The sequence below is a fragment of the Xanthomonas sp. WHRI 7945 genome (assembly GCF_035026585.1).
Genome location: NZ_JAYIQP010000002.1, coordinates 252681 through 270384 on the forward strand (window position 1 = coordinate 252681; position 17704 = coordinate 270384).

14 protein-coding genes are annotated in these 17704 nt (G+C 68.1%); 12 read left to right on the plus strand and 2 right to left on the minus strand.

The genetic code is table 11. The features are described from left to right. The first annotated feature begins 61 nt into the window (after positions 1-61). Positions 62-985 (plus strand): alpha/beta fold hydrolase, encoded by a 924-nt coding sequence (locus VDQ83_RS02975; protein ID WP_455433796.1) that lies wholly within the window; start codon positions 62-64, stop codon positions 983-985. Between the two features lie 232 nt (positions 986-1217). Here VDQ83_RS02975 and VDQ83_RS02980 read toward each other — a convergent pair whose 3' ends face one another. Beyond that, positions 1218-1961, minus strand: coding sequence for a siderophore-interacting protein (locus tag VDQ83_RS02980; RefSeq protein WP_455433797.1), 744 nt, complete (start codon positions 1959-1961; stop codon positions 1218-1220). Next, the gene (locus tag VDQ83_RS02985; protein ID WP_455433798.1) at positions 1958-2662 is read right to left on the minus strand and encodes an O-methyltransferase; all 705 of its coding nucleotides are present in this window, start codon (positions 2660-2662) and stop codon (positions 1958-1960) included. The genes VDQ83_RS02980 and VDQ83_RS02985 overlap by 4 nt, the downstream gene beginning before the upstream one ends. A 137-nt stretch (positions 2663-2799) precedes the next feature. On the opposite strand from VDQ83_RS02985, the gene VDQ83_RS02990 reads away from it, so the two are divergent. From VDQ83_RS02990 to VDQ83_RS03040, 11 genes are all read left to right on the plus strand, one after another. After that, entirely contained in the window at positions 2800-3630 is an 831-nt protein-coding gene (locus tag VDQ83_RS02990; protein ID WP_455433799.1) for an AraC family transcriptional regulator, read from the plus strand. 519 nt (positions 3631-4149) lie between these two features. After that, positions 4150-5145, plus strand: coding sequence for a sigma-54 interaction domain-containing protein (locus VDQ83_RS02995; RefSeq protein ID WP_455433800.1), 996 nt, complete (start codon positions 4150-4152; stop codon positions 5143-5145). A gap of 124 nt (positions 5146-5269) precedes the next feature. After that, positions 5270-5635 carry a hypothetical protein gene (locus VDQ83_RS03000; RefSeq protein ID WP_263394557.1) on the plus strand — a complete coding sequence of 122 codons (366 nt, stop codon included), beginning with the start codon at positions 5270-5272 and terminating at the stop codon, positions 5633-5635. 21 nt (positions 5636-5656) lie between these two features. Then, entirely contained in the window at positions 5657-7561 is a 1905-nt protein-coding gene (locus tag VDQ83_RS03005) for a phage tail sheath family protein (protein ID WP_455433801.1), read from the plus strand. 25 nt (positions 7562-7586) lie between these two features. Further along, the gene (locus VDQ83_RS03010) at positions 7587-8111 is read left to right on the plus strand and encodes a phage tail protein (protein ID WP_263394559.1); all 525 of its coding nucleotides are present in this window, start codon (positions 7587-7589) and stop codon (positions 8109-8111) included. An 11-nt stretch (positions 8112-8122) separates the two neighbouring features. Beyond that, a complete protein-coding gene (locus tag VDQ83_RS03015; protein WP_455433802.1) occupies positions 8123-8884 on the plus strand; it encodes a hypothetical protein in 762 nt (253 codons plus the stop codon). Continuing rightward, the gene (locus VDQ83_RS03020) at positions 8881-9681 is read left to right on the plus strand and encodes a hypothetical protein (protein ID WP_455433803.1); all 801 of its coding nucleotides are present in this window, start codon (positions 8881-8883) and stop codon (positions 9679-9681) included. The genes VDQ83_RS03015 and VDQ83_RS03020 overlap by 4 nt, the downstream gene beginning before the upstream one ends. Beyond that, positions 9678-10961 (plus strand): DUF4255 domain-containing protein, encoded by a 1284-nt coding sequence (locus VDQ83_RS03025; protein ID WP_455433804.1) that lies wholly within the window; start codon positions 9678-9680, stop codon positions 10959-10961. The genes VDQ83_RS03020 and VDQ83_RS03025 overlap by 4 nt, the downstream gene beginning before the upstream one ends. Positions 10962-10966: 5 nt before the next feature. Further along, complete coding sequence (locus tag VDQ83_RS03030) at positions 10967-13036, plus strand: ATP-binding protein (RefSeq protein ID WP_455433805.1); 2070 nt, start codon at positions 10967-10969, stop codon at positions 13034-13036. Continuing rightward, entirely contained in the window at positions 13033-13281 is a 249-nt protein-coding gene (locus tag VDQ83_RS03035; RefSeq protein WP_455433806.1) for a hypothetical protein, read from the plus strand. The genes VDQ83_RS03030 and VDQ83_RS03035 overlap by 4 nt, the downstream gene beginning before the upstream one ends. Then, positions 13278-17699 carry an eCIS core domain-containing protein gene (locus VDQ83_RS03040; RefSeq protein ID WP_455433807.1) on the plus strand — a complete coding sequence of 1474 codons (4422 nt, stop codon included), beginning with the start codon at positions 13278-13280 and terminating at the stop codon, positions 17697-17699. The genes VDQ83_RS03035 and VDQ83_RS03040 overlap by 4 nt, the downstream gene beginning before the upstream one ends. Positions 17700-17704: the final 5 nt, after the last annotated feature.

The following is a 17704-nucleotide window of genomic DNA, read 5'->3' on the forward strand; positions in this document are numbered from 1 at the left end:
GCATCCACATGACCGGGAGGAAAACCCTCCCCTCCCGCAACGCTCCTAACGAGGAATTCCCATGAAAACGCTGCTTCGTTCCTTCCGGCGTGCCGGCATCGCATTGCTGGCGCTCCTCGCCGCATCCACCGCCTATGCGGCCAACGATCCCATCCAGAGCCATTCGGCCGACGTCAATGGCGTCACGCTGCACTACCTGCAAGCCGGCGGTGGCACCGGCACGCCGGTCGTGCTGCTGCATGGCTATGCCGAGACCAGCCACATGTGGCGTCCGCTGATGCGCCAATTGGCCGATCGCCATATGGTGATCGCACCCGATCTGCGTGGTGCGGGTTCGTCCTCGAAACCGCAAGGCGGCTACGACAAGAAGACCATGGCCCAGGACATCCATGCGCTGGTGCAGTCGCTCGGCTATCCCAAGGTCAAGATCGTCGGCCATGACATCGGCCTGATGGTCGCCTATGCCTACGCAGCCCAGTACCCCGACCAGGTCGAAAGTGTCGTGCTGATGGATGCCTTCCTGCCGGGCGTAGGCGACTGGACCAAGGTCTGGTTGCTGCGCGACCTCTGGCACTTCCACTTCTATGGAGAGGTGCCGCTCAAGCTGGTCGATGGACGCGAGCGCATCTACTTCGAGCATTTCTGGAACGACTTCGCCGCCGATCGCGCACGTTCGATCTCCGAGGCGGACCGGCAGTTCTACGCTGCGCAGTACGCCAAGCCGGGAGGCATGCGCGCCGGCTTCGAGTACTTCCGCAACTTCGAGCAGGACGCGAAGGACTTCGCCGACTTCGCCCGGACTCCGATCCATGTCCCCATGCTGGTCTTGTCCGGCGAGAAGGCCGGTGGCCAGTTCCTGATCGACCAGGCGCGCTTGGTCGATACCAATGTCGAAGGCGTCATCGTCAAGGGCTCGGGCCACTGGCTGATGGAAGAGGCGCCGGAGCAGACGATTCCTGCGCTCGTTTCCTTTCTGGACAAATAGCACGAGAGAAGCACCGCGCGAGGAACCGGCTCGCATGCACGATGTGGTCGTCCCGGCACACGGCACTTGGGTGGTTCATTCCCATGCGCACTGCCGGGGAGCCAGCGAATTGCGAGGATGGCCGCTGCGAACGCGTGGTGATACGCGGTGGTCGATGGTGGCACTGCCTGCCCGCAGGCAGTGCCTACCTGCACGAATGCTCCCTAGTCGACAAAGACTCAGTCCGCAAACCTCAGTCCAGCCCAGTTTTACCCTCCGCCCAATACGCCTTGGCGATGAGGCGCGATGCCGGAATGCCTAAGTCCTTCAACGTGCGGCGCAGACGCTGGATGGATGCAGCCCTACCCGTCAAGACAAAGGTCGCACCGGTTGCGGCGATCACCTGCAAGCGGCGCTCCATGTCCTGGAGGTGGCGGTCGTCGGCGCAGCGGCTTAACAGTTCGGCGTCCTCCAGGTCGAGGCGATGCAGCACTGCGCGCGCGGCGGCCTCGTGGGCCACTTCAAGCAAACACGCCACCTCGCTGCGGCCGCCGAGCCGGCGGCGGAGTGCGTAGGTCAGCCCGATGGAGGTCTCGTCGCCGAGAACGACGCAGGGACCGGCGATGCGACCGAGATCGAGCGATGCGCGCGGGCCGAAGACATCGCATGCGTTGCCGGGCTTGGCGTTGTCGATCCAGGCGCTGCCGGGTCCGCTGCCGTGCGTGTACGCGACGATGCGGGTTCGCCCGGCTACCGCGTCCCATTCGATCGGCGTGTAGGTCCTCGCGACCAGCGCCGAGCCCATTGCGATCTGGATCTTCTGACCCGGCAGCCATTGGAGTTCGCGGAACGCCGGGCTCTCCAGCGTGATCAGCCGGAAGTTTTCGGCGAGGCTTTCGGCTTGCACCACGCTGGCCTGCTTCATGAACAGCTTGAGCAAGGCACGGCCTATGCGACCCGGCCCGGGTACCGCGACGTCGGGGTTCTGCGCGCTCATCGGGTAAAGATCGACAGTTCGTTGCCCCTGCCCTCGTCGATCGCGATCGGCTGCGACAGATAGCCGTTCGCCGGGTCGCGAACATAGGCCAGGTACTCGTTGTCGACGTCGAAGGCGTTTTCCGCAAGGATCGGCGTGCCTGGCTTCAGGTACGGCTCGAGCAGCTTGAGCACCGGCAGATAGAGGCTGAACGCGCCGTCCAGCAGCACGAGGTCGATCTGGCCGCCGACATCGGCCAGCGTTTCGCGCGCGTCCCCGACCCGGATATCGACCAGATCGGCAAGCCCGGCAGCGTGCAGATTCGCGTTGGCGCGAGCGGCCTTTCCGGGTTCCAGCTCGGTACCGATCAGATGCCCGCCGCCCATATCACGCAACGCGGCGGCGAGGTGGATGGTGGACACGCCCATCGATGTGCCGAACTCGACGATGCGCGTGGCTTGGCGCATGCGCGCGCACTGGTAGAGGAAGCGGCCATACGCCGGCGTGACGTTGAGGAAGTTCTCGGCGTATCCCTGGTACACGCCGCGCAGATCGTGCCTTTCCGCATTCATCAGTTTGGCGATGGCGCCGCTGAAGGCCTGCTCCGCATGTTCGCCGGGATCGGCCTCGAACTGATCCATGATCCCCTGGTCGGCGCGATCGGCTTCCTGGAACAACTGCTGCAAGGTCTGCGCGACGCGCTCGGTGTGTAGTGCATCCACGGTGTTTCTCCAATGGCAATGGCCGACGGGGTATCCCTCTGCCGTCACGCATCGTAGGGAGCCGCAACGCTGGCGGCATTGGGGAACTGTGCCAAGATATTCGCAATTCCTGCCAATCGCTGTGGAGTCGACGCCGCGTGCCTGTGCTGACCGATCTCATCGATCCCACCGAGTGGACCGATCCGGACCTCGTCCCGCGCCCGGTGGTGACCATCGGCACCGCCGGCACCGACGTGGCCAGCCTCGGCGACGGGCAGGACCGGCTGGAAAAGGACTTCCATCGCCATCGCAAGGGACAGCTCATGTTGTTGCTGCGTGGCGTGCTCACCTGCGAAGTCGAAGGCAGTCTCTGGATCGTGCCTCCACAGGGCGCGCTGTGGGTGCCGAGCGATGTCCTGCACAAGATCACCGCCGCCGGCACGATCGAAGTCTATGTCGCCTTCATCGATCCGGCCGTCGCCTCGGCGCTGCCGTCGACCTGCTGCGCCATCTCCACCACGGCGCTGTTGCGCGAGCTGGTGATCCGTTCCGCACGCCTGCCGATGCTGTATCCGGAGGGCGGCGCCGAATCGCATCTGGTCGTCCTGCTTCTGGACGAACTGGCGGCAGCGCCAATCGGAACGCTGCGCCTGCCGATGCCGACCGATTCCCGGCTTCGCAAGATCGTGGAGGCGATCGTCGCCGAGCCGGCCGAGCGCGGCACGGTGCAGACCTGGGCGCGGCGCGTGGGCATGAGCGAGCGCACCCTGGCGCGCCTGCTCACGCACCAGACCGGCATGAGCTTCGGCCGCTGGCGCCAGCAGCTTCACCTGATGCTCGCGGTCAAATGGTTGAGCACGGGGGTGTCGGTGCAGCAGGTCGCCGACGATCTGGGCTACGAAAGCGCAGGCAGTTTCGTCACGATGTTCCGCAAGGCGCTGGGTACCTCGCCTGGCCGCTACATGGCCGAGCGGCGTAATCCTTCTTGACTCGCGTTGGGCGTCTTGATCCCTCGCTACCCCGATAGATCGCTCCAGTCCGCGCTCCGTTAATTGGCCATCGGCTAGGCGGGGACGCTTCTGGCAAGAAATCTGCCGCTCCTGAAGTCGAATGGCTTCGAGCCCAGAGATTCCGGGCGCCAATAGGGCAAAGGGTTGGCTGCAATTCCTAGAGCCAGTTGCTATTTGGTCCTCCGCCCTGCCCCATGGCGTTTCGCTCGCCGCCAGGAGCGGGGTTCGTTCAACGCTATCCAGCGGGTACTAGCGCCCTAGAACAGCTGCGCTCTTGCGCAGATCCAGGTGCCCACCGACGTTGGCGAACCGCGTCGGAGGTTCGCTGTCCGGTTACTGCCGGCTTTCCCGTTCAACTTGACGTTGCCTCAGATTCTGCTTCCTGCATCCAGGTGCGTTTCCGGCCCGTGATTCGCCATCTGTCGCGCAACGTACCTACAAAAGCGGTCAACGACGGAGTCAAGTGCTATGGACAGTGCGGCTCAGAAGCCCAGGGAGATGCCCGTGTTGGTCGGAGACTCCGACGCGATGCGGGAGTTGAAGGATCTCATTCAGTGCTATTCAGGCTGCGATGCGTCCGTCCTGATCGAGGGCGAAACCGGCACGGGCAAGGAACTGGTGGCACGCCAGTTGCACTACGCCAGCCCGCGTCGCGACAAACCCTTTGTGCCGGTCAACTGCGGCGCGTTGCCCGACAACCTGCTCGAGACGGAACTCTTCGGCCACCGACGTGGCGCCTTTACCGACGCGCGCAGCAGCGAACAGGGGCTGGTGGAATTCGCAAGCGGCGGCACGCTGTTCCTGGACGAGATCGACTCGCTGTCCTCGCGGGCGCAGACCACGTTGTTGCGCTTCCTGCAGAGCGGCGAGTTCAGGGTCGTCGGCGAGCGGGCATTGCGTATGGCCGACGTCCGCGTATTGGCGGCTACGAACTGTCCGTTGCTGTTGGCGATCGAACAGGGTCGCTTCCGCCGCGATCTCTACTACCGGCTCAGCGCGCTGCAGCTGACCTTGCCGCCGCTGCGCGATCGAGGCGGCGACCTGAAATGGCTGGCCATGCATCTTCTGGCCGAGCTGACCGTACGCTTCGGCCTGCCTGCATGCGAGTGGACCGAGCAGGCTTTGCAGGCGCTGTCCCGCCATGACTGGCCAGGCAATGTGCGCGAGCTGGAGAACGTCACGCTCCGGGCGTGCGTACGCGCCAACGATGGCCGAATCGGTCTCGGTGAATTGGCGCTTGCGGCGAAGACGATCTTTGCAGTGCTGCCCGCCGCATCGATCACCTCGATGCCGCCGGTCTGCGGCGACGATCTGCTTTCGATGGCTGAAGCCAAGCAGCGCGCCGTCGAGCGCTTCGAGCACGACTATCTGACGCAGCTCATGGCCCGTACCGGCTACAACGTCAGCCGAGCCGCAACCGAGGCCAACACCGAACGCCGGCATCTTGGAAAGATGCTCAAGCGCCACGGCATCGGGCGCCACTGCCACGACTGACCACCGGGTCCAGGCGCACCCGGCCGCACCGCGGTTGGGTGGGCAATCCCCCAGTCGAACTGGTCGCTCAACAGTTTTTGCGCGCGTGAGTTGGGCTGCAAACCACAGCTTTCTGCGGATTCCCATGCGTCCCGACGCGGTCGTCGCCGAAAAGATCGCTGGCATGGATGTTGCGACCCTTGCCGAGAAAGCACTGGGGATGCTTCACATGATCACGCTCGAGCCGCATGGAAATGATTCGGATCAGGAAGTCGCCGACGCAGTGCTGTCGTATCTCCGCGCGCATCCGGAAGCCGCGGACACGCTGCAGGGCATCGTTCGGTGGTGGCTGCCGCAACAACGGTACAACCGCGAAAGCGGACGTATCGAGGCCGTGCTGACGTCGCTTGCGGAACGTGGCCGCCTGCAGGTTCGAATGCTTCCGGACGGACAATTTTTGTATGCGTTGAGCGTGGCCTACAACGCCGATCGCACCGCCGACCTGCACTGACCGAGACCAAGGAGAACCGAAATGCCCGCTGCCCTTAGCTATCCCGGCGTCTACGTAGAGGAGATCCCCAGTGGCGTGCGCACCATCACCGGTGTGGCCACGTCGGTGACGGCATTCGTCGGCCGCGCACTGCGTGGCCCGGTGAACGAAGCGGTGACCATCAACGGCTTCGGCGACTTCGAGCGTACCTTCGGCGGGCTGTGGTTGGGAAGTCAACTCGGTTACGCCGTTCGCGACTTCTTCCTCAACGGCGGCGGCCAGGCGGTGATCGTGCGCCTGTTCCACCCCAGCTACGCCAGCGACGCCGATCGCGTCGACGCCGAAGCGGCCGCCGCGGAGGTATTGGCGGCAGCCGGCGGTGGCGCCGACCTGGCGACGGTGGTCGCCAATGCCAGCACCAAGGCCGCAACGTTCGCCGAAGAACCCGAGCTGTCCGCGGCCAAGGCCGTCGCCGCTGCGATCACCGCCGCCTCGGCAGCACCAGGGGCGACCAAGGATTCCGCGCTCGCTGCAGGCGGCAAGGCCGCCGCGCCGTCGCGCGCGTCGCTGCAGGCCGGCGGTCTGTCGCTGCAGGCCGCCAACGAAGGGCGCTGGGGCGGAAAGTTGCGCGCCGCCATTGCGATGTCGGGCAACGCCGAAGTCGCCGCCACGCTGGGCGTGGGCGCCGGCGACGTGTTCAACCTGACCGTGCGCGACGCCTCGGCCGGCGGCGGCAGCGAGACCTATCTCAACCTCACCGTGGTCGAAAGCGCACGCCGCGTGGACCGGGTGCTGCTCTCCGAATCGAACCTAGTGCGTGTGCAGGGCAGCTTGCCGGCCACGGTCGACGATGGCGTGGACGAGGTCAGCGCCGCCGAGGACGCGGTTGCCGCGGCCAAACGCGCGTTCGACAAGGCGGTCCGCGACAGCGTCGACACGGCCGCGCTGAAGCAGACCATGGACCAGGCTCGTGCGGCGCTGCAACTGAAGTACGACGAGGCCGGCCGCCGCGCCAGCGATGGCGGCGCCTTGGCCGCGACCGACTTCCTGCCCGAGCTCGGCCTGGTGCAGAAGCGCGGCCTGTACGCGTTGGAGCAGGCCGACCTGTTCAACCTGCTGTGCATCCCGCCCTACCGCAGCAACGACGGCGCGAACTACGATGCCGAAGCGATCGTGCTGTCGGCAGCGACCGCGTACTGCGAGCAGCGCCGCGCCTTCCATGTCATCGACTCGCCCAGCGCCTGGGACACCAAGGCCGACGCGCTGGACGGTCTGGACGAGTTCGCCGATCCGCGCAGCCGCAACGCCGCACTGTTCTTCCCGCGCCTGCGCCAACCCAACCTGCTGCGCAACAACGCGATCGAAACCTTCGCCGCCTGCGGCGCGGTGGCGGGCGTGTTCGCGCGTACCGATACCCAGCGCGGCGTGTGGAAGGCGCCGGCCGGGCTCGACGCCGGCCTGGTCGGCGTGCCGCAGCTGTCGGTGCCGCTGACCGATGCCGAGAATGGCGAGCTCAACCAGCGCGGCATCAACTGCCTGCGCGCCATGCCGGCCAGCGGCCGCGTGGTCTGGGGCGCGCGTACGCTGCGCGGCGCCGACCAACTCGCCGACGAGTACAAGTACATCCCGGTGCGGCGGACCGCGCTGTTCATCGAGGAAAGCCTGTTCCGCGGCCTGAAGTGGGTGGTGTTCGAACCCAACGACGAGCCGCTGTGGGCGCAGGTGCGGCTCAACGTCGGCGCGTTCATGCACAACCTGTTCCGCCAGGGCGCGTTCCAGGGCAGCTCGCCCCGCGACGCCTACTTCGTGCGCTGCGACAAGGACACCACCACGCAGAACGACATCAACCTGGGCGTGGTGAACGTCGTGGTGGGTTTCGCGCCGCTTAAGCCGGCCGAGTTCGTGGTGCTGAAGCTGCAGCAGATCGCCGGCGCGATCGAGACCTGATCCCCCTCTTCACCGGAGCACGTCCATGGCCCAGTTCACCGTCAACACGCAGCGTTTCGATCCTTACAAGAACTTCAAGTTCCGCGTCAAATGGGACAACAAGTACGTCGCCGGCATCAGCAAGGTCGGCGCGCTCAAGCGCAGCACCGAGGTGGTCGAGCACCGCGAAGGCGGCGACCCGAGCATCAGCCGCAAGTCGCCCGGCCGCACCAAGTCCGAGCCGATCACGCTGGAGCGCGGCGTCACCCACGACAAGGAGTTCGAGCAGTGGGCGAACAAGGTGTGGAATTTCGGTTCCGGCCTGGGTTCGGAAACCTCGTTGAAGGACTTCCGCAAGGACTTGATCATCGAGGTCTACAACGAAGCCGGACAGCTTGCCATCGCCTATCGCCTGTTCCGTTGCTGGGTATCGGAGTACCAGGCGCTGCCCGACCTGGACGCCAACGCCAATGCGGTCGCCATCCAGCACATCAAGCTCGAGAACGAAGGCTGGGAGCGCGACCCCGACGTGGTCGAGCCGGCCGAACCGAGCTTCACCGAGCCGGCCTGAGCGCGACGCCGATGCCTGCTGACTTTCACGACGCCGGATTCCAGCAGGTGCTGTTGCAGACCTGGGAACGGCTGCATGCCGCTGCCGCCGACGCGCGCGCGGTCGGCCTGTTGCAGGCGGTGTGGCCGCAGCCCGAGGCCGACGCGTGGGGCGCGGCGAGCCTGGGGACGCGCGATGCGGCGCTGTTCCGGTTGCAGTCGGCGTTGTTCGGACCTCAGCTGCACACCTTGACGCAGTGCCCGGCGTGCGGCGAAACACTGGAATCGCAGTTCGACTGCGCGCAGTTCGGCGGTGCCGAAGCTCCAGCGCCGATGCCGGTGCCGGTTGCATTGGCACTGCGCGAGCAGGACTGGGAGATCGAGTTCCGTCTACCCAGCAGCAACGACGTCGTGGCGCTGCGCGAGGCCGCTGCCGACCCCGCGGTGGCGGTCGCCGCGCTGCTGCGCCGCTGCGTGTTGCGCGTGCGCCAGGGCGAACGCGAGGCCAGTGCCGACGAACTGCCGACCGCGCTGGTGGCACGGCTGGAAACCCGCATGGCCGAGCACGATCCGCTGGCCGACCTGCGCCTGGCGCTGGCCTGCCCTGCCTGCGCCACGGCGTGGGCCGCGGCCTTCGACATCGGCGGCTATCTATGGGAGTCGCTCGACGACTGGGCCCAGGACCTGCTGTCCGACGTGCACCAGCTCGCGCGCGCCTATGGCTGGCGCGAATACGACATCCTCGCGCTGACGCCGCTGCGCAGGCGCTTCTACCTCGACATGGTGCAGCCATGAGCGGCTTCCTGCAGCGGCTGGTGGAACGGGTGCAGGGCCCGGCGCATGCGGCGTTGCGGCGGCGCCGGCCGAGCGTGTTCGAAGCTCGCGAGGCCGCGCCGTCTTCGCCGATGGCGTTCGACGCCGGACCCGCCGCGCCGGTGCCGACGCCGCCTGGCGGCGGCGAGGCCTACGTGGTGCACAGGCACGACATCCATCATCACGATCGCCCGGACGCGCCGGTCGCGCTGCGCGCGCCACGCGCCGAGAGCCCGACCACGCCGGCGCCAAAGGGGGCGCATCCGACACAACCCGCGTTGCCGGCGCCGCCGTCGCTGCGTCCCCTGCCCGCCTCGTCCGCCGTGCGACACAACGTGGTCACCGTGGCCGCGAGCGACCAGACCCCGGTGCCGACGGTGCGCCGCCCACGACGCGAAACCGAGGACACCGCGCCGGCGCCCTCCGCTCCGCACGCGCAGCCGCCGGCCGAAGCGGTCGATCCCACACCGCTGCGCCGCGCGCGTCCCGCATCGACACAGTCCGCCCCTCCCGTGCCGGAGGTGCCGACCTTGCCGTTGCCACCGCGCCTGCCGGCGACCCAGCGCGTCGCCGCGCCGGTCGCCCATCCTGCACGCCGCGCCGCGTTGCCGGCCGCGACCGAGACGTCGGTGCAGGTCACCATCGGCAGCGTCGAAATCCGCGCCCACGCGCCTGCGCCTGCGCCTGCGTCGCAACGGCCGTCGTCGCGCCCTGCCGCCAGCGCAACGGCGCCCAGCCTCGAAGCCTACCTGCGTCAGCGCCACGGGGGCCCGCGATGAGCAATGCCCTCGCCATCGCAGCGGTGACCGCGGCATTGAAGAATCTGGTCGACCGCCATCTCGATGGTCTCGACCTGTCCGCGCTCGGCAGCGTCGGCGTCGGCGCAATGGCGCTGGACCGCGTGCTGACCGGCGACAACGAGCCCAACCAGATCAACCTGTTCCTCTATCAGGTCAGCGCCAATGGCGGCTGGCGCAACACCGGGCTGGCCTCGCGCGACGGCGCCGGACAACGCGTCGCCAACCCGCCGCTGGCGCTGGACCTGCACTACCTGCTCACTGCGTTCGGCAACCAGGAGCTGAGTCGCGATGCGCTGCTCGGGCTCGGCATGCAGGCGTTGCACGAAACGCCGATGCTCGACCGCGAGCGCCTGCGTGCGCTGCTGGCGCCGCCGGCCCTGCCGTTCGGCGCGTTCTCGGCCGAGAGCCTGGCCGACCAAGTAGAGTGGCTGAAGATCACCCCGCAGTACCTCGGCGCCGAGGAACTGTCGAAGCTGTGGACGGCGGCGCAGGCGCGCTTCCGCGCGTCGATGGCCTATCAGGTCTCGGTGGTGCTGATCCAGTCGGACGCCAGCGTGCGCGCCGCGTTGCCGGTGCTGCGGCGCGGGCCCGACGATCGCGGCCCGCGCGCCCTCGCAGCGATGCCGCCGCGCCTGCGCGCGATCGAGAACCTCACCCTGCCGGGCCTGCGCGGCGGTCGCCTTGGGGACCTGCTGCGGGTCGATGCGGACGGCGCCGATGCCGAGACCCAGCTGGTGTTCGAACACGCACGCAGCGGCCTGCGCCAGTCCCTGCCGTTGCTGGCCGATGGACCGCGCCGCTGGCAAGCGCAGCTGCCGGCCGCCGACGCGCCGGGTGCCGCCGCGGCGTGGGCGCCCGGCCTGTACACGCTGCGCCTGCGCGCCAGCACGCTCGGACAACCCGACCGGATCGGCGATCCCCTGCCGTGGATGCTGGCGCCGCGCATCACGGTCGTGCCGTTGGCGGCGGCCGCGGATGCCGATGTCGCGCTGGCGATCGACTGCGTGCCGCAACTGCTGGCCGCTCAGCATGCCGGCCTGCGGCTGCTGTTCGGTGGACAGGAACTGGCGGTCGACAGCGTCGACACGCCGGCTGACGCGAGCCTGCCCAGCACGGTGCACGCGACCGTGCCTGCGGCGATGGCCGTCGCCGGCGCGCACGCCGTGGCGCTGCGCGTGGAGGGTGTGGACAGTCTGCCGGTGCTGCACAGCGAGGGTATGCCGCAGTTCGATCCGCAACAGAGCGTGGCGTTGGCGTGAGGCCCATGCGCACCCTTGCCCCCCACGACCACCCCGGTTGGAGCCTGGCCAACGAGCGCTATCTCGAGCTGTCGCTGGACTGGCTGCACCTGCGCCTGCAGGCGGTGACGCCGTCCACCGCCACCGTTGCCGCAACCACCGCAGCTGGCGGATCGCCACGTTCCTGGTCGCGCTGGAAGAAACACGCGCCCGACCTGCCGGCTCTGCCGGCACCGGATCCCGCCGCATCACTGGCCGACGTCGCCGCGGCGCGCGATGCCATTGCGGGCGACGAGCCGCTACCGGCACTGCTGGCGCTGGCGCGACGTTTCGGCCTGGATCGCTTCGAGACCGACGTCCTGTGGCTGTGCGTGGCGGTCGAACTGGATTCGACGCTGCCCGCCGCGATTGCGGCCGCGCAGGACGGCGTGTCGGCGCCGACGTTCGCGCTGGCGCTGCGCCTGTTCGACGATGCGGCGTGGGATGCCTTGTCGCCGCACCGGCCGCTGCGCCACCTGCGCCTGCTGGAGATCAACCAGCCCGGTGCGACCGCGCTCACCGCCGCCGCGTTGCGCGCGGACGAGCGCATCGTCAACGCCGTCAAAGGCCTCAACGTGGCCGATGCGCGTCTCGGCGCCTGGATCGGCCCCGAGGTCGCCGAGCGACCGGTGTCGGCGCTGCAGCAGGCCAGCGTGGAGCAGATCCTGGCGGCGCTCGACGATGCGCCCGGTGATGTCCCGCCGGTGGTCCAGCTGCTGGGCCAGGACCGCCATAGCCGCCTGGCGATCGCCACCCAGGTCTGTGCGCGGCTGTCGCGCCGGCTGCACCGCATCGCGTCCGAATCGCTGCCGTTGCAGCGCGGCGAACTGGAGACGCTGGCGCGCCTGTGGCGCCGCGAAAGCCTGCTGCTGCCGCTGGCCTTGTACGTGGAGGCCGACGAGGCCGAGGGCGAACGGCTGGCCGCGTTGTCGACCTTGCTCTCCCTGCCGCTGGGGCCGGTGTTCGTCGGCCTGCGCGATACGCCGTTGGCGCTGGACGTGCCGAGTTGTCATGTCCGCGCGCCGCTGCCGGCGGCCAGCGAGCAGTATCACGCCTGGCGCGAAGCCCTCGCCGGGGAAGACAACGAGACCGAAGCCGCCAGCCTGTCCAGCCACTTCGATCTCGACCTCGGCCGCATCGGCGAGGCCGCCGCAGGTGCACGGACGCGCGCCATTCCCGCCTGGGATCTGTGCCGCGACTTCGCTTCGCCGCGGCTGGACCTGTTGGCGCAGCGGCTGGAGCCCAGGGCGCACTGGAACGACCTGATGCTGGGCGAGGAACCGCATGCGCTGCTGCGGCAGATCGCCGCGCAGGCGCGCGCGCGCCACCGCGTCTACCGCGAATGGGGCTATGGCGAGCGCATGAACCGCGGTCTCGGCATCAGCGCGCTGTTCGCCGGCGAGAGCGGCACCGGCAAGACCATGGCCGCCGAGGTCATCGCCAACGAACTGCGCCTGCACCTGTACCGCATCGACCTTTCCTCGGTGGTCAGCAAATACATCGGCGAGACCGAGAAGAATCTGCGGCGTCTGTTCGACGCCGCCGAACAGGGCGGCGCCCTGTTGTTCTTCGACGAGGCCGACGCCCTGTTCGGCAAGCGCAGCGAGGTCAAGGACAGCCACGATCGCTACGCCAACATCGAGACCAACTACCTGCTGCAGCGCATGGAGTCGTTCTCCGGCCTCGCCATCCTGGCCACCAACATGAAGGCCTCGCTCGACAATGCGTTCCTGCGGCGCCTGCGCTTCGTGGTGAACTTCCCGTACCCCGGCCCGGCCGAACGCTGCCGCATCTGGCGCAACGCGTTGCCGGCGGAGGTGCCGCGCCGCGCACTGGATTGCGAGCGCCTGGCGCGCTTCAACCTCAGCGGCGGCAACATCCATTCCATCGCGCTCAATGCCGCCTTCGCCGCCGCGGCCGACGACGATGCGGTGGACATGCCGCGGATGCTGGCGGCGGTGCGCGCGGAACTGCGCAAACTGGGCCGGCCGGTCGACGAGGCGGACTTCCGTGCCACGGCGCGGCCGGCGCCGGCGTCCGCGAGAACGCCGGCATGAGCGCCCGGCTGCATATCGAACGTGTCGTCCTGCACGGTGTCGCGCTCGGCCCCGGCCAGCATCCGCTCTTCCAGGCGGCGCTGGAACGGCAACTCGGCGTGCTGCTGGCGCAACAGTCGCTACCGCCGCGGCCGCTCGCGCAGGAGCGCCTGGCCGCAGCACCGGTCGCGCTCGGCCGCAGCACCTCCGCGGAAGACGGCGCGCGCGCCGTCGCCAGTTCGCTGCTCGGCGGCCTGCGCCGATGACCAAGGCACTGCGCCAGCGCGACACCTGCCTGGCGGTGCCCGCGTCGGCCGCCGCCTCGCGTTGCGCCTGTGGCAACCACACGATGGGCGAAGCGCGCTGTACCGCCTGTGCCGCCGCCTTGCACGCTGCCGGACCGATCGCCATCGGCGACATCGACGACCCGCGCGAACGCGACGCCGACCGCTTCGCCGATGCGTACGCGGCGGGTCGTTCCGCACCTGCGTTGCCAGCGTCCACCGCACCGCGCGACCGGGCTGCGCACATCGCCCCGCCGGTGTCGCTGGCGCGCACGCTCGGCAGTCCCGGCCAGCCGCTGGCGCCGGCGCTGCGCGAAGACATGGAAGCGCACACCGGCACCTCGCTGGGACATGTGCGCCTGCACCATGACGCCGTCGCCGCGCAATCGGCGAGGGCGCTGGACGCGCAGGCCTACAGCGTCGGCGCGCATGTCGTCTTCGACCAGGGCCGGTATGCGCCGCGCGATGTCGAAGGCCGGCGCCTGATCGCGCACGAGCTGGCGCATGTCGCCCAGGACCGCGGCATGCCGCCGGTGCTGCGGCGCAAGCCCAATGCCGGCACGACCACGGCGCCCAAGCCCGCCGATACGGAGCAGAAGAAGACCGACGACCCCGATTGGACGCGGCTGCAGATCCACAGCAGCGGCATGGACGCGGCGGCCGCCTACATGGGCGCCAACCACCTGAACTTCCGCGGGGAAGCGCTGCGCAAGATGGTCTTCGTCGGCCTGCACCCGAAGTTCCTCAAGGTCTATGACGACAGCGGCAAGCCGGTCGGCGGCAAGCTGCCCTTCAAGGACATCAAGGGGCTGGCGTTCACCCCCGGCATCTACGTGCACTACGGCAACGCGATGCGCGCGGTGACCGTGGATCGCAGCGGCAAGAGCATCGACATCGAGTCCAGCGCCAGCCCGGTGGTCTCGCGCGACCTCAGTGCCGAGGAGAAGCAGCAGGCCGCCGACGACGCCAAGAAGGCAGGCGCCGGTGCCGCCGCGCCGAAGCGCCTGCCGATCATGGATCTCACTGCCATCCTGCAGGACGCCGGCACGTTCCGGCAGCGGGTCAACGCCACGCCGAACCCGCTGGTGATCTATTTCGTGCCCACCTACGACAGCGGCGGTCGCGGCGGCAAGGAGGGCGCCGGCGGCGCCGGCCTGTATGCCAGTCCGCTCCAAGGTCGCGGCGACGGCCAACCGCCGAATGCGCCGCCGTGGCCTGTCAACATGACCGGTCCCAAGCTGGTCCCGGTCGATGCCAACCCCACCTATTCGGCCACCATCGACTGGGGCGCCAACGGCAACTACAACATGGCCTCGCAGGCGATCTCGCAGATCGGCGAAACCATCCACTACCGCTGGGAGTCGTTCGACGTCACCCAATACGCCGAGCAGCAGGCCAACAAGGACAAGGCCAAGCAGAAGGGCGAGAAGGTCGACGACAGCGGCCCCAGCTACGAGGAAAGGCTGGCACAGCTCCAGCATGCGAGGAAAGGCACCGGCAAGGACGTCACCGGCATGGGCGGGGCCAACCACGAGTTCAATCGCGCCTTCAGCGACTGGCGGAAGGACAATCTTCGCGCCGCCCACGGAACGCTCAACCCGCAGGGCGACACCGTAGGCGAGCGTCTATCCAATGCCGCCGCGAATCGGCTGGCACTGGAACTGGCGCCGGTCTCGCTGCTGACCACCGCCATAGGCGCGGCGCTGAGCTGGGTGGCCGAGCTGTTCGCTGGCCCGCGTACGCAACAGGAAATCCCTTTCACCAAGAAAGGCATCTACCTGGTGCGCACGATCACCACGCCGGCGATCAACGAGGACCGCGAAGGCAAGCAGATCATCCGTCCGCCCTCGGTCGCGTCCAAGATCACCGAAGTGGCGCCGATGGAAAAGGCGGTAGACGAAGCGCTGGACGAGCCCAGCGCGCAACTGGCCGAACTGGAGGCGCAGATCAAGCTGGCCGACGCTGCCGGTGAGGTCGCCAAGGGCAAGTACCTCCGCGAGTTGCTGTCGCAGGCGCGGCTGCGCTTTGAAGGCTCGGCGTTGGACGTACTGCGCAAGAGCGAGGCCGAGAAGCAGAAGGAACTGGACGACTTCAGGAAGGAGGCGCCGAACCTCTCCGACTACGGCCGCGAGCGCGACCTGGAACTGGTGCAGGACCAGATCAAGCGCTACCAGCGCCACGAGGCCGAGCGCACCGCAGGCGCGGGCGACCTGCCGCCGATGCGCCGGCTCAACGCCACGCTGATCTCCGAGGTCACCGGCGAGCAGTATCCGATGCTGCTGTCGGCCGGGCCGATGGCCAAGCACGGCGACCGGCACCGTTGGCTGGTCAGCGACGTCACCAACCGGGATGGCGATGCCTATGTCGGCATGGGCGGCACGCCGAGCGAGGCGCTACGCTCGGCGCTGACCAAGTTCGGCGGCCATGCATCGTACGGCCGCGGCAAGATCGGCGTGCGTACCGGCAACCTGGGGCTGGAATCCGGCGCGCCGGAAACCATGTACGTGGAAAGTGCGCCGGCCAACTGGGCGCTGGCCGAGAAGCGCCTGGACGACCTGGTGATGACGCTGGCCGCGGTCGGCCTGTTCGTCGCCTCGGCCGGTACCGCCGGCGCGGTGATCGGCGCCGGCGTTGCGGCGGCGCGGCTGATCCAGCGCTGGCAGGCGGGCCGCCTGTACCTGGACGCGCAGACTGTCAGCGATGTGCTCGGCGTGCTCGGCGGTGTCGGCGCGGCCGGCCAGTTGGGGGCCGGGCTGCGCGTGCAGAAGTTCGAGAAGGTGTTCGCGATCGTCCAGGACGGCAAGTTCACCCAGGCCCAGATCAGCGCCGCCACCGACGCGCTCAAGGCCGCCGAGCGGATCGCCAAGGGCGTGGAGATCGCCAACGAGGTCATGAACTACGGTGGGCTGATCTGGGGCAACCTCAGCTTCCTCGATCAGATGGTCGATATCGCCGCGCAGGAACGCAGCGGCAACATGACCCATGCCGCCGCCCGCCGCGCCCGCGCGCAGGCGATCGGTTCGGCGGTGCAGAACAACGGCATGTTCATCGCCGGCAACGTGATGAAGGCCAAGCAGGCGGCCAAGGAGGCGCAAGGGCCGGCAAAGCCGGAAGCCAAGGGCGCGGCTGCCAAGGAAAGCCTGCCGGCCGAACGCGCGCCGACTCCGGGCGAACCCACCGCCAAGAGCCCGCTGGAACGCGCGCCCGGTGAACCCCAACTGGGCGAGCCGCCCGCGATCAAGGAAAAAACCAACAGCGTCGACGACGAGGCCCGCGCCAAGGCCGACAAGGAAGCGGCCGCTGCGCATCCCGAACAAGCCGGCCCCGGCACCGCGCCGGCGACCGAGCGCCGCTCCACCCTGGAAGAAATGGCCCACGAGTTGCCGCCGGACATGCGCAAGCTCGCCAGCATCGACGACAAGCTCGAAGGCAACGATGTCCGGGTCGATTACGACATCAACGACAAGACCGGGCTGATCACCGAGATCCGCATCCGTTGCAGCCCCGACGCCCGTCCGGAAACGGTCGGCATGCATGCCGATACCGTGCGCGCGATGCAGAAATACCAGGGCTTCTCCGGCCGGGTGAAGCTGGCCATCGCCGACATCGCGCGGCTGATCGGCATCGATGCGATCAAACCCGAACACCGCGCCTCGTACGAGGCTAGCCTCGAAGTACAGAAGCTGCCCAAGGCGATCAAGCAGCAGATGGAGCACATGCGCACGCTCGGCCCGGAAGCCGCGGCGCAGGCGATGGCCGAGCTCGAGAGCCTGCAGGTGCAGCTCGATCAGCATCTGCGCACGCTCGACATGGGCACCGCGTTCGCTGGCGACGGCGAAGGCTTCGTTGCCGCCAAGGGCTTGTCCAAGGCCAAGCAGCGCCAGTACGCCGAGCTCGAAACCAAGCTGCGCCAGCAGGACGTGGGCAGCAAGCGGCACAAGGCGATCCGCCGCGAAATGTACGAGTTGATCGGCGGCGACCTGCCTTACGACAGCTGGTCCAATGTCTATGACGCCAACGTCGATCGCGCCAACAAGGCCAACATCATCGTCGCCGCCGAGCATGCGCGCATCGGCATGGGCAAGACCGAGCAGACGGTCAAGACCGGCAAGGATGAGGTGCGCCGCCTGGATATCGCCGACGTCAAGAAGAAGATCGGCATCGAGGTCAAGGCGTACGAGACCGGCAAGATCTACGCCACCGAAGACATCGTTTCCGAAGTGATGCGCGACGCCAAGCTGGTCAAACGCGGCTGGAAGATCAAGTGGATGCTGATCGATACCGAACCTAGCGGACCCTTGCTCAAGCTGCTGCTGGACAATGGCATCCTGGTCGAGCGGCGCACCTCCGACGGCAAGGGCAACAGCACCTTCGTCAGCCGCAATCTGCCCAAGCGATGACCCCT

Coding starts and splice junctions, on each gene's coding strand:
- VDQ83_RS03005 (WP_455433801.1), top strand. CDS start 5,657: ATGCCCGCTGCCCTTAGCTATCCCGGCGTCTACGTAGAGGAGATCCCC.
- VDQ83_RS02995 (WP_455433800.1), top strand. CDS start 4,150: ATGCCCGTGTTGGTCGGAGACTCCGACGCGATGCGGGAGTTGAAGGAT.
- VDQ83_RS02975 (WP_455433796.1), top strand. CDS start 62: ATGAAAACGCTGCTTCGTTCCTTCCGGCGTGCCGGCATCGCATTGCTG.
- VDQ83_RS03040 (WP_455433807.1), top strand. CDS start 13,278: ATGACCAAGGCACTGCGCCAGCGCGACACCTGCCTGGCGGTGCCCGCG.
- VDQ83_RS03030 (WP_455433805.1), top strand. CDS start 10,967: ATGCGCACCCTTGCCCCCCACGACCACCCCGGTTGGAGCCTGGCCAAC.
- VDQ83_RS03015 (WP_455433802.1), top strand. CDS start 8,123: ATGCCTGCTGACTTTCACGACGCCGGATTCCAGCAGGTGCTGTTGCAG.
- VDQ83_RS03035 (WP_455433806.1), top strand. CDS start 13,033: ATGAGCGCCCGGCTGCATATCGAACGTGTCGTCCTGCACGGTGTCGCG.
- VDQ83_RS03000 (WP_263394557.1), top strand. CDS start 5,270: ATGCGTCCCGACGCGGTCGTCGCCGAAAAGATCGCTGGCATGGATGTT.
- VDQ83_RS02980 (WP_455433797.1), bottom strand. CDS start 1,961: ATGAGCGCGCAGAACCCCGACGTCGCGGTACCCGGGCCGGGTCGCATA.
- VDQ83_RS03025 (WP_455433804.1), top strand. CDS start 9,678: ATGAGCAATGCCCTCGCCATCGCAGCGGTGACCGCGGCATTGAAGAAT.
- VDQ83_RS03020 (WP_455433803.1), top strand. CDS start 8,881: ATGAGCGGCTTCCTGCAGCGGCTGGTGGAACGGGTGCAGGGCCCGGCG.
- VDQ83_RS03010 (WP_263394559.1), top strand. CDS start 7,587: ATGGCCCAGTTCACCGTCAACACGCAGCGTTTCGATCCTTACAAGAAC.